Annotated in this window: 12 protein-coding genes; 6 read left to right on the forward strand and 6 right to left on the reverse strand. The window is 54.7% G+C overall.

All coding sequences use genetic code 11. The annotated features are described in order from the left end of the window. Nucleotides 1–13 precede the first annotated feature (13 nt). Entirely contained in the window at nucleotides 14–952 is a 939-nt protein-coding gene (locus AAIR21_RS13055; RefSeq protein ID WP_020884505.1) for an NAD(P)-dependent oxidoreductase, read from the reverse strand. Continuing rightward, the gene (locus AAIR21_RS13060) at nucleotides 952–1,644 is read right to left on the reverse strand and encodes an RraA family protein (RefSeq protein ID WP_025202818.1); all 693 of its coding nucleotides are present in this window, start codon (nucleotides 1,642–1,644) and stop codon (nucleotides 952–954) included. The genes AAIR21_RS13055 and AAIR21_RS13060 overlap by 1 nt, the downstream gene beginning before the upstream one ends. Before the next feature lie 169 nt (nucleotides 1,645–1,813). Between AAIR21_RS13060 and AAIR21_RS13065 the strand changes: the two genes are divergently transcribed. Then, nucleotides 1,814–2,551: an IclR family transcriptional regulator gene (locus tag AAIR21_RS13065; RefSeq protein ID WP_020884507.1), complete on the forward strand. Its 738-nt coding sequence runs from the start codon at nucleotides 1,814–1,816 to the stop codon at nucleotides 2,549–2,551. A 37-nt stretch (nucleotides 2,552–2,588) separates the two neighbouring features. Here the strand turns inward: AAIR21_RS13065 and AAIR21_RS13070 are convergent, their stop codons facing one another. After that, the gene (locus AAIR21_RS13070) at nucleotides 2,589–3,923 is read right to left on the reverse strand and encodes an MFS transporter (protein WP_025202819.1); all 1,335 of its coding nucleotides are present in this window, start codon (nucleotides 3,921–3,923) and stop codon (nucleotides 2,589–2,591) included. Between the two features lie 334 nt (nucleotides 3,924–4,257). Between AAIR21_RS13070 and AAIR21_RS13075 the strand changes: the two genes are divergently transcribed. Further along, on the forward strand, nucleotides 4,258–4,656 hold the full coding sequence (locus AAIR21_RS13075; protein ID WP_183516876.1) for a potassium channel family protein: 399 nt from the start codon (nucleotides 4,258–4,260) through the stop codon (nucleotides 4,654–4,656). A 165-nt stretch (nucleotides 4,657–4,821) separates the two neighbouring features. Next, nucleotides 4,822–5,850, forward strand: a complete 1,029-nt coding sequence (locus AAIR21_RS13080; RefSeq protein WP_025202820.1) for a TerC/Alx family metal homeostasis membrane protein — start codon at nucleotides 4,822–4,824, stop codon at nucleotides 5,848–5,850. A gap of 45 nt (nucleotides 5,851–5,895) precedes the next feature. On the opposite strand, the gene AAIR21_RS13085 is transcribed toward AAIR21_RS13080, so the two are convergent. Beyond that, nucleotides 5,896–6,558, reverse strand: a complete 663-nt coding sequence (locus tag AAIR21_RS13085) for an HAD family hydrolase (RefSeq protein WP_014172059.1) — start codon at nucleotides 6,556–6,558, stop codon at nucleotides 5,896–5,898. Between the two features lie 240 nt (nucleotides 6,559–6,798). Between AAIR21_RS13085 and AAIR21_RS13090 the strand changes: the two genes are divergently transcribed. Continuing rightward, nucleotides 6,799–7,326, forward strand: coding sequence for an NlpC/P60 family protein (locus AAIR21_RS13090; RefSeq protein WP_183516877.1), 528 nt, complete (start codon nucleotides 6,799–6,801; stop codon nucleotides 7,324–7,326). Between the two features lie 4 nt (nucleotides 7,327–7,330). Here AAIR21_RS13090 and AAIR21_RS13095 read toward each other — a convergent pair whose 3' ends face one another. Together AAIR21_RS13095 and AAIR21_RS13100 are read right to left on the reverse strand one after the other, a co-directional pair. Beyond that, a complete protein-coding gene (locus tag AAIR21_RS13095) occupies nucleotides 7,331–8,125 on the reverse strand; it encodes an SDR family NAD(P)-dependent oxidoreductase (protein ID WP_025202822.1) in 795 nt (264 codons plus the stop codon). Between the two features lie 33 nt (nucleotides 8,126–8,158). Then, on the reverse strand, nucleotides 8,159–9,040 hold the full coding sequence (locus AAIR21_RS13100; protein ID WP_183516878.1) for a LysR family transcriptional regulator: 882 nt from the start codon (nucleotides 9,038–9,040) through the stop codon (nucleotides 8,159–8,161). 99 nt (nucleotides 9,041–9,139) lie between these two features. On the opposite strand from AAIR21_RS13100, the gene AAIR21_RS13105 reads away from it, so the two are divergent. Together AAIR21_RS13105 and arnB are read left to right on the forward strand one after the other, a co-directional pair. Continuing rightward, the gene (locus tag AAIR21_RS13105) at nucleotides 9,140–9,646 is read left to right on the forward strand and encodes a phenolic acid decarboxylase (RefSeq protein WP_020884514.1); all 507 of its coding nucleotides are present in this window, start codon (nucleotides 9,140–9,142) and stop codon (nucleotides 9,644–9,646) included. Nucleotides 9,647–9,969: 323 nt separating this feature from the next. Continuing rightward, nucleotides 9,970–11,109: a UDP-4-amino-4-deoxy-L-arabinose aminotransferase gene (gene arnB, locus AAIR21_RS13110; RefSeq protein ID WP_078774774.1), complete on the forward strand. Its 1,140-nt coding sequence runs from the start codon at nucleotides 9,970–9,972 to the stop codon at nucleotides 11,107–11,109. Nucleotide 11,110 lies beyond the last annotated feature (1 nt).

The raw sequence follows: 11,110 nt of genomic DNA on the forward strand, positions 1-11,110 counted from the left end.
GTCACAGATGGCTTTACGGGCTGACGGTGGTTACGTCTGTTACAGCAAGAATATTGCTCGCGGCCACTGTCCCCATCTTGATATATGACGCTGCGGTAACGCCGCCAATATGCGGTGAAATAACCACGTTTTCTACGGACTGCCAGAGGTGCGGCGCCGTCAGCGGCTCGTGGGTAAAGCTGTCCAGCGCTGCGCTGTGCAGCGTGCCATCCCTGAGCGCCGCCAGTAACGATTCATCGTCGATCAGTCCGCCGCGTGCCGTATTTACCAGAATTGCGTTCCGCTTGCAGTGTGCGAGCGTCTGGCTATTGATCATCCCCCGATTCTCATCGGTCAGCGGACAGTGCAAAGAGATGACATCGGAACGGGAAAGAAGTCCATTCAGCGTTTCTGCGCGTTCGCACAGGGCAGGCATGGACTTAGCATAGGGATCGTAAGCCAGCACCTTCATGCCGAATGCGTGACCAATATGTGCCACACGCGAGCCGATAGCACCCAATCCGATGAGCCCTAACGTTAAGCCCTCCAGTTCAATGGATTTATGCGTCGCCTTATCCCAGTGCCCGTCTCGCAGGCGCTTGTCCAGAGGCACCACCGACTTTGCGCAGGCGAGGATCTGCGCCCAGGTATGTTCAGCCACTGCCGCCGCGTTTGCACCTGGCGCAGCGCGGACGGCGATGTTGCGCTCGGCCGCTGCCGTCTGGTCTATCACATCGATCCCGCTTCCGTGCTTGGAAATAACCTGCAGAGCGGGGGCGGCATCCATGACTTTCGCGGTGATCTTGCCGTAACGTACCAGAATCGCCACAGGATTGTGTCGTTCACACAGCGCGATCAGTTCATCTTCTGTGGGCTGGCGGCCCGCAAACACCACCTCAAAGCCCTGCAACATCACCATGGCCTGCTCCGCCAGGTCGCTTCCGGTAACCAGAACTACGTCTTTGCCCCCCATCACAGCGTCTCCCCGTCATCTAACATACCTGCCTTACGAAGCGCGTCATCAAGCCAGTGTGGACGTAAATCGCCTTCACGGATGGCGGCAAGGCGTCGGGTCTCCATCTCCAGCTTTCCTTTTGCCAGCGCGATAACTTCCTGAACCTCATCGCGCGGGATGACTACCACGCCGTCGATATCCGCGACAACCAGATCCCCGGCCTGAACCGTCGCCCCGGCGACTGAAATGGGATGATTAACCCGACCAGAAATTAGCTTTGTCGGGCCGCAGGGGTTCAGACCGGCAGAAAAGACAGGGTAGTGGCCTTTGCTCAAGGTATCGGCGTCTCGTACAGCGCCGTCAATAATAATGCCCGCAATGCCGCTCGCCTGAGCCTGAGTGGCCATGATTTCCCCAAGCAGCGCGCAGCTCAGGTCGCCTTTGCCATCGACGATCAGGACATCGCCGGGCTGCGCCACCGCCATCGCGGCATGAATCGCCAGATTATCACCCGGCCGGACTTCAACGGTGATGGCCGGACCCGCAACGGACATGTGTGGGGCCAGCGGTTTGATGCGGCCATGAAGCGTACCGCGGCGACCGGCCACGTCGGCCAGAATAGCGGCCTGATACTCGGCAGCCCGACGAACGTCCTCGGCAGAAACGCGATCAAACTGGCGATTAATCGGTTTTTTTTCAGTAACGGACATGAATGCCTCCATATTGTTTTACTAAGTACAATGCAGGTGTACAGTGCAAAACAACTATAGCGGTGTTGCTTTCCTTTTAGCCAGACCCGAGATGGCGTTTGTGATGTAAACACGAAGTGACTCACAAAATTTGAGGTACACTCACTGCCGGGCTAACAAGGAGATAATGATGGGGAATGAAGGCGTTGTAGCGGTTGAAAAAGCGCTGGCTTTACTGGATTGCTTCCGTCCTGGAGATGAGAGCCTGACGCTGACCGCGCTGGCACAGCTATCGGGTTATCACAAAACCACGGTTTACCGCTTGATGAATTCTCTTGAACGGATGAATTACGTCGTCAGGCATGAAGACGGCAATTATGCGCTGGGCCCACGTCTGCTTTACCTCGGCAAGCTGTATGAACAATCTTTCCATCTTTCCCGAGTGGTTCAGCCAGAGCTTCAGGCCTTATCCCTGGCGTCTCAGGAGAGTGCCAGCTGGTATGTGCTGGAGGGAGGGCAGCGGCTTTGCCTGTTTCGTGCTGAAGCGTCGCATGGCCTGCGACACAGCAATCTTCCCGGTAGCCAGTTTCCGCTCGATAATTCGGCCATCAGTAAGGTATTACGCCATTGGGGGCTCAATGAGAGCCTGCCGGAGGGAGACGCTGAACTCCCTTTCTACACGTCAGGGGCACGCGATCCCCACACCGCTGCGTTTGCGATGCCTGTCTTCGGCGTTCACGACAAGCTGGTTGCGGCGTTAGCCCTGACCGGCCCCATCTCACGGCTGACGGAAGATCGTCGTGAGAAGGAGATAGGTCAGTTGATGAAGGCGGCAGCAAGCCGTCTGTCGCAGAAAATGGGAGCCAGTAAGCTCTTCTGTCAGCAGTTTTTTGGGGAAACGAGCGATACGGCGGAAGAACATCTTTAAATGCAGAAGCGGGACAGTTGTCCCGCTTCTGTCAACGCTAATGCGTGACCTGTTTTTCGTGTAGCTGAGCGTTGCGGGCCTGTCGGCCCATAATGAGCACCGCTATCCCCCCGGCCACGCACAGCGCGGCCAGCGGAAGCATCGCCAGCGTGTAGCTGCCCGTCCGCTCATTGATAATGCCGTACGCGTTTACCATCACCGCCCCGCCTATCAGGTTTGCGATGGCACCAATCGCGGCCAGTCCCGCCGCCGCTGAGGTACTGCTCATCCAACCGGACGCCAGCGCCCAGAAAGGCCCTTTCATTGAATAGGCGCCTATCAGCATAATGCTGAGGATAACGATCGTGGCAGACAGCGAAACGCTCACAAAGGCGGCGAACACGCCGGCGGCAATTATGAATAGCGTGAGTGCGGTATGCCAGCGGCGTTCGTTGGTACGATCGGAATTCCGTCCCCATACAATCATGAGAACAGATGCCAGACCGTAAGGAATGGCGTTAAGCAGACCTGTCTCAAGATTATCGAGATGGAAGGATTTCAGCAGTTGAGGAGACCAGACGCTGATGGTGGTACCCGCGGACGATGCACCCGCGTAAATCAGCGCCATCAGCCAGATTTGGCGATGCTTTAGCAACTGCCAGGTGGTCTGGTGTCCGATATTCTTTTGCTGATTGCGCTCGGTTTCCAGCGTGGTTTCCAGCCATTGTTTCTGGTCACTGCTAAGCCAGCTCGCCTGATGAGGGCGATCCCGGAGAATAAACCAGGCGGCAATACCCAGCAGCACCGCCGGCAAGCCTTCAATAATGAACAGCAGATGCCAGCCGCGAAGACCCAGCCAGCCATCCAGTGACAGTATCAACCCGGAAAGCGGGGAGCCAATGAAGTTAGCGAGCGGGATGGCGACCATAAAGGAAGCAATAATGCGTGCGCGGTAGCGGGACGGGATCCACCAGGTCAGATACAGCACGACGCCCGGGAAGAAGCCCGCTTCTGCAGCTCCGAGAAGAAAACGGACGATATAGAGCGACGTGGTGTTCTGCACCAGGGACATACACATGGAGACGATGCCCCAACTGATCATAATGCGCGGGATCCACAGACGGGCGCCGACTTTCTGCATGGCCAGGTTGCTGGGTACTTCAAACAGAAAATAGGCCACGAAATAAAGACTGCTGGCGAAGCCAAATGCAGCTTTGCTGAGGCCAAGGTCCTCATTCATCTGCAGCGAAGCCATGCCGATATTCCCACGATCGATAATGGAGACCAGGTAACTGACAATCAGAAACGGGAGAATACGCCAGATCACCTTCCGCATCGTCTCTCTTTCTATGTCCTCGGTGGCGGTAGCACCATTACGTAAATGTTCTGTCATTGTGTCCTCGCAGGGTATGTTCTTTGTTTTATTAGGTACAACTGAGTTTTATTAAACAAAACCACTATAGCGACGGCGCGTTCTTTTTATCCAGTTAATGGAAGGTTTAAATGATGTAAATAAGAGGTGACTCACAGATAGTGCCCTCCAGATATATCGCTCACAGCAGTCGAATCAGCCGCAAAAAGGAGACTCTATAAGGGTGATAATCACGCAGCGCAATTATTGCGACAACTTTTTTCCTCCGATCCACTAAGCTTCGACCAGGCCAGACAGCTCCAGGTGCCCCGCTGCGTTCGCGGGGTCATTTTTCTTCCCGGTCAGAGCACCTTTCATGCAGCTACTCAGCATCACTATTTTGCTTACCCTTACGGTAGTCATCCATTCGCTGTGGATGTTTTGCGTTTTAAAATTCATTAACTTAGAGGTCGACTCTGCGGTGCGCGTGGTTTTGCGTAACGTCGGGATCGTTATCTCCATGATCTTCGCCCATCTTCTTGAAGCCGGTCTCTTCGCCGGGTTTTATTTTGTTATTGATGCATTTAACGACTGGAACACCAGCTTCTACTTTTCGCTGGTCAGTTACGCCACGGTGGGATACGGCGATGTCACGTTGCCTCAGCACTGGCGGCTGATTGGGGGTGTGGAAGGCCTGGTCGGCGCCTTGATGGTGGGCTGGTCAGTGGCGGTTCTGGTGGCCGTACTGCAGCGTTTGCGCGGCATGAGCGCCTAAACGGCAGATGCGCGACCCCATGGAGTGCGGTAAAGTACCTCTCTTTGCCGGGCCTGGAAGGCCGCGGTTTTAAGGGTTAAAGGCTGGTAAACAGCCTGCCCCTTTCCGTTCCTGGTTTACGCCAGTTTGCATGGTGTTGTGTTTTGTCTGCCAAAAGGGTTGTGTATGTCTGCTGCTCATCTCGGTTTCCCGACTGAAACCGTTGTTGTCTTTGTAGTGATGGCCGTCGGGGCGATGTTTATCGACCTCTTTATGCACCGTCACGATAAACCGATCTCGCTGAAAAGCGCTGCCATGTGGTCCCTCTTCTGGGTCATGATGGCCATGGCTTTCGCCGGGTTCCTGTATGTTCACCACGGCGCAGAGATGGCAAGCCTGTTCCTCACCGGTTACGCGCTGGAAGAGGTGCTCTCCGTCGATAACCTGTTTGTGATGATGGCGATTTTTGCCTGGTTCGGCGTGCCGGATAAATATCGTCACCGCGTCCTCTACTGGGGCGTGCTGGGGGCGATTGTTTTCCGCGGTATCTTTGTGGCCATCGGGACCAGCTTGTTAAGTCTGGGGCCTTACGTCGAGGTTATCTTCGCGCTGGTCGTCGGCTGGACGGCGGTGATGATGCTCAGACGCAATGAAGAGAGTGACGAGGTTGAAGATTACTCCGGCCATCTGGCTTACCGTCTGGTGAAACGCTTCTATCCTGTCTGGCCTAAAATCAGCAGCAATGCCTTTATTCTGACCCAGAAAGAGGTGGACGCGGAGCTGGAGAAACCTGAAAACCAGGACGTAACGGTTGGACGCGTGAAGAAGGCGAAGCGCTACGCAACGCCGCTGTTGCTTTGCGTGGCGGTCGTGGAACTCTCTGATGTGATGTTCGCGTTTGACTCCGTGCCGGCCATTATTGCCGTCAGCCGTGAGCCGCTTATTATTTACAGCGCAATGATGTTCGCCATCCTCGGCTTACGTACGCTCTACTTCGTGCTGGAAGCGCTGAAGCAGTATCTGGTGCATCTGGAGAAAGCGGTCGTGCTGCTGCTGTTCTTCGTGGCGTTCAAGCTCGGATTAAATGCCACCGATCACTTCTGGCACCACGGTTACAGCATTGGTGCCACGGCAAGCCTGTTTGTGGTGCTTGGCGTGCTGGCGCTGGGGATTATCACCAGCGTGATGTTCCCGGGGAAGAAAGAAGCCCATTAAAAGCAAAACGGCAACCTTTGGTTGCCGTTTTCGGGTAGACAGTGTCTAACACTTAATCGGTGAATGTCGACGCTTGCGCGGTGGATGGAAGTGCCGCCAGTGTGCATCCTGCGCCGCCGCCAGCAGTTCATGGTCGCCGCGGGTATCGCCCCACGCGCGCAGGTGGTAGCTATTCAGATCGCCATACACTTTTTCCAGCCTCGCCACCTTCTGGGCACAGCGGCAGTTGTTGCCGGTGATACGCCCGGTCAGCTTGCCGTCTTTCACTTCCAGCTGTGTGCCAATCAGCTTAATCCCCAGCTTGTCAGCCCACGGCTGGAGCACCAGCGCCGGAGAGGCGGAGCAGATGGTCACTTCCGCACCGGAATTCACCTCTGCGGCGACGGCCAGTACGCCGGCAGGGCGCATCAGCTTGTCCCAGTATTTTTCGCAAAACGCTTCCGCCTGCTGGCGTAGCCAGTGTTCATCCACGCCCGTCAGGAACGTTTTAATCAGCACTTCCTTCAGCTCATCGCGCGTCAGCTTACGACGCACGCAGTGCAGCGTGGGTAAGGCCATACGCACCAGGCGGCCCGCGAAGTAACGTTTACCAAAGGCAAAACGCAGGAAAGGGATAAAGCTGTCGTGGTGCGTCAGTGTTCCATCAAAGTCGAAGACGGAGAGCACGTTGGATTTGGCCACGGCCTCGTCGGCAATCATATTGGTCATAAATACGTCTTAGCTAAAATACACATTCTGTTGATTAGTTTACCTGCTTTACCCTGTCTGTCCTTCTGTCTTGAGCATTTTTTTCGCGATCTTGCGATCGGAAAGTGAGTCCATTTTTGGTCTCAATAATAATTGGTTGAAAAGCGAGCTGTCTATATTATCGCCACATTGAGCGCTATTTCGGGGGAACGTTGGCCCCCACCGGTAAGGAAAATATTCACTCACTGAATCTATTTTGATATGACGTTTAGATCGCTTATTTCAATCCTCTCGTTAAGTCTGGCTTCGTTTTCGGCATTGAGTTTTCAACTGCCGGCGTCGATGCTGTCAATGAACCGCGAGCTCGCCCTTTCTCCGGCAAAATCTACGCTGCTGCACCAGGAAACAGGACCACTGCGTAACCGGATCCTTGATCAATACCAGAAGTGGAAAGGCACCCACTATCAGTGGGGCGGGACCACGCATCGGGGCGTGGACTGCTCCGCGCTGATGCAGCATCTGTTCAGCGATGCGGCGCACCTTAATCTGCCGCGTACGACGGGCGAACAGATCCATCGCGGCGTGAAGGTGGCGCAATACCGTCTGAAGGCGGGGGATTTGGTCTTCTTTCAGATCGGTCCAGACCGAAGGCACGTGGGCGTGTACATCGGCAATAGCCAGTTTATTCATGCTTCACGCAGCCAGGGCGTAACCGTCTCAACCCTGACTGATGACTACTGGCAGGCGCACTATATTACTGCCCGACGGGTCACAGACCGTTCTGTCTGAGGGATCAGATGATGTCATCCACCACGCCGCCATCGACGCGCAGTGCCGCGCCCGAGGTGGCGGAGGCCTGGGGCGAGCAGACATACACCACCATATTGGCGACTTCTTCCACCGTCGCGGCACGCTGGATAACCGAGCTCGGGCGGTGAGTCATCACAAACTCTTTCGCCAGTTCCTCCAGCGATTTGCCGGTTCTTTCGATCTCGTCTTTCATCATGCCGGCAAAACCGTCTGAAAGGGTGGGGCCGGGCAATACGCTGTTCACCGTGACACCGCTTCCCGCCACGAACTTCGCCAGCCCGCGAGCGAGCGACAGCTGCGCCGTTTTGGTCACGCCATAGTGGATCATGTCCGCCGGGATATTGCAGGCCGACTCGGACGAAATAAACACCACGCGTCCCCAGCCTTTCTGCACCATACCGGGCAGCAGCGCACGGGAGATACGCACGCCGGACATCACGTTTGTCTGCCAGTAACGCTCCCAGGTGTCATCGTCGGTGCCATAAAAATCCTGCTGGCCGTAAATGCCGGCATTGTTGACCAGGATGTCGACGTGGGTCGCCACGTTCAGCAGCGATTCCACCCCTTCAGCCGTGCTGAGGTCGGCAATCGCGGCGCGTACCTGCACCCCAGGCACAACCTGTTGTAGCTGCTGGATACCTTTATTCACAGACTCCGTGCTACGGCCATTGATGATCACTTCCGCACCGCTTTCAGCCAGCCCTCGGGCTATGGCGAACCCGATCCCGCCGGTAGAGGCGGTCACCAGCGCGACTTTCCCCGTAAAATCGATCTTCATCATCTGCTCCTTATCGTGTTTAACGTTCGGACCTTAAAGCGTAGCAGGTGAGGATGGCGGCTCCTGGCTAAAAAGGCGCAGCAGGGTCTCAACCTGTTCATCCAGCGGGCCGAGGGAGCGTTTCACAATCAGGTGCAGCGGCGTAGCCCGGCGTGCGCCATGGCTAAGCGGCAGGCGTTTAAGCACCCCCAGATCAAGCTGGGTCTGAATACGCTCCTCTGGCAGCCAGCCATAGCCGACCTGAGACATCACCGCCTCTATGGCTGCATCAATGGTGGAAAAGGTCCACGACTCACCGGCCGCACGCGCGTCGGTCTGGCTGTCGGCTATCTGAATGAGCGGCCACGGGCGCAGCATATCGTCGTTAAGCGGCGCGTCGAGGCTAAAGAGGGGATGTTGATGATGCGCCACGGCAACAAAGTCGATATTCATCAGCCATTCGCCAAGACCGGTTATGTCCTGGCGGCGGGTTAACACCATCACGTCGGCTTCATCATTAATGACATCGGTGCGGCTATTTTCCAGCACTTCGGTGAGACGGACCTGCGTTTGCGGATACAGCTGCTGGAACTGACGCAAAATAGCGAACAGGCGTCGGCGCGGGAAAATGCTGTCCACCACCAGATCTAACCGCGTGCGCATTCCGTTACGCAGGCTTGCCGCACGAATCTCAACATAGGCGAAGGCTTTCAGCAACGGTTTAACCTGGTTGAGCAGGAGTTCGCCGGCCGGGGTTAAGACAGCCCGCCGACCCTCGGGCACCAGCAGCGCCACGCCCAGCCGCTCCTGCAGCAGCGACAGGTTATAGCTGACCGAGGACTGGCTGCGGTTGGTCTCTTCCGCTGCTTTGGCAAAGCTGCCTGCCTCGACCACTCTTTCCAGTAATGACCATTGTTCAAGCGTCGTCTTATGCATGATTAATCTAAAATTTGGATGAATTTGATTCAAACATAGCGTTATTCATTCATTTTTTGAAGGGGTACGATCGTCTCATCAAAACAAAGGAGACACATTATGAACACCTTCGACAAACATGACTTAAGCGGCTTCGTCGGCAAACACCTTGTATATACCTATGATAATGGCTGGAACTACGAGATTTATGTCAAAAATGAAACCACCCTTGATTACCGTATTCACAGCGGGATTGTGGCGAACCGTTGGGTGAAAGATCAGCAGGCTTATATTGTTCGCGTAGGGGAGAGCATCTATAAAATTTCCTGGACAGAACCAACCGGTACCGACGTGAGCCTGATAGCAAACCTGGGTGACAAACTGTTCCACGGCACCATCTTCTTCCCACGTTGGGTGATCAACAATCCAGAAAAAACCGTCTGCTTCCAGAACGATCATATTCCATTGATGAATGCGTATCGTGATGCGGGCCCGGCATACCCCACTGAAGTCATTGATGAATTTGCGACGATCACCTTTGTTCGCGACTGTGGCGCGAATAATGAAAGCGTTATTGCCTGTGCGGCGAGCGAGTTACCAAAAAACTTTCCTGATAATTTAAAATAAGCGCGACAATTAACTAAAAAGAAAAGTTCCCGGATATTTCTTCTTTTAAAAGAAATAGCCGGGATTTTTTTTGTTTGTTGATGTTATGTTTAAAAAAATTGCAGCCAAAGATCGAGTTTGATCACACAATAAATAATTCATAATAATTTAACTCTTTGTATTTGAAGTGGTTAATGGTTGGGTAAAGTGAATGGAATGTCTTTCTTAATTTTTCCCTAAGAAATGTTAGCTACCTTGATATAAGTTTATGGTTCGTTGAAATAAACGAACCGGCATTTGGTTAATATCAAAAGCGTGCCATTCTTATTTCAAGGAAATTAATGATGAGTGATTTTTTGCCTTTTTCCCGGCCGTCCATGGGTAGCGAGGAATTAGCGGCGTTGCAGGAGGTATTAACCTCCGGCTGGATCACCACAGGACCGAAAAATCAGGCGCTTGAAGAGGCATTCTGTCAGCTAACCGGGAATCAACATGCGATTGCCGTCAGCTCAGCGACCGCGGGAATGCATGTCACGCTGATGGCGCTGGGTATTGGTCCAGGCGATGAAGTGATTACCCCCTCTCTGACCTGGGTATCCACACTGAATATGATTGTGCTGCTGGGCGCAACCCCGGTGATGATTGATGTGGACCGGGATACGTTGATGGTCACGCCGGATGCGGTCGACGCCGCCATTACGCCACGCACAAAAGCGATTGTTCCGGTTCATTATGCCGGCGCGCCGTGTGACATCGACGCCATTCGCGCCATCGGGGAACGTCACGGTATTCCGATCATTGAAGATGCGGCGCATGCAGCCGGCACGTACTACCACTCGCGCCACGTGGGCTGGCAGGGCACCGCGATTTTCTCATTCCACGCCATTAAAAACATGACCTGCGCCGAAGGCGGGTTAGTGGTCACGGACGATGCGCAACTGGCGCAGCGGATCCGTAGCCTGAAATTCCACGGCCTGGGTGTGGACGCTTACGACCGCCAGACGCACGGTCGTGCGCCGCAGGCAGAAGTTATCACGCCCGGCTTCAAATACAACCTGGCGGATATCAACGCCGCGCTGGCGCTGGTGCAGTTGGGCAAACTGAAAGAGGCCAACGCACGACGTCATGACATTGCTGAACGCTATCTGCGCGAGCTTGCCGATACGCCGTTCCAGCCGCTGCGTATTCCTTCATGGCCGCACGTCCACGCCTGGCACCTGTTCATCATTCGCGTGGATGAAGCCCGTTGCGGGATTTCTCGCGACAACCTGATGGCAGCGCTGAAGGAAAAAGGCATTGGCACCGGCCTGCATTTCCGCGCGGCGCACACGCAAAAATACTACCGCGAGCGTTTTCCTGATGTATCGCTCCCGAATTCTGAATGGAATAGCGCGCGTATTTGTTCTCTCCCCCTTTTCCCGGACATGACTCATGACGACACAACCCGCGTCATTACCGCGCTCCATCAGCTTGCAGGAAATTGAT

It is taken from the genome of Enterobacter sp. PTB, assembly GCF_051130085.1.
In the GTDB taxonomy this organism is placed as follows: domain Bacteria; phylum Pseudomonadota; class Gammaproteobacteria; order Enterobacterales; family Enterobacteriaceae; genus Enterobacter; species Enterobacter ludwigii.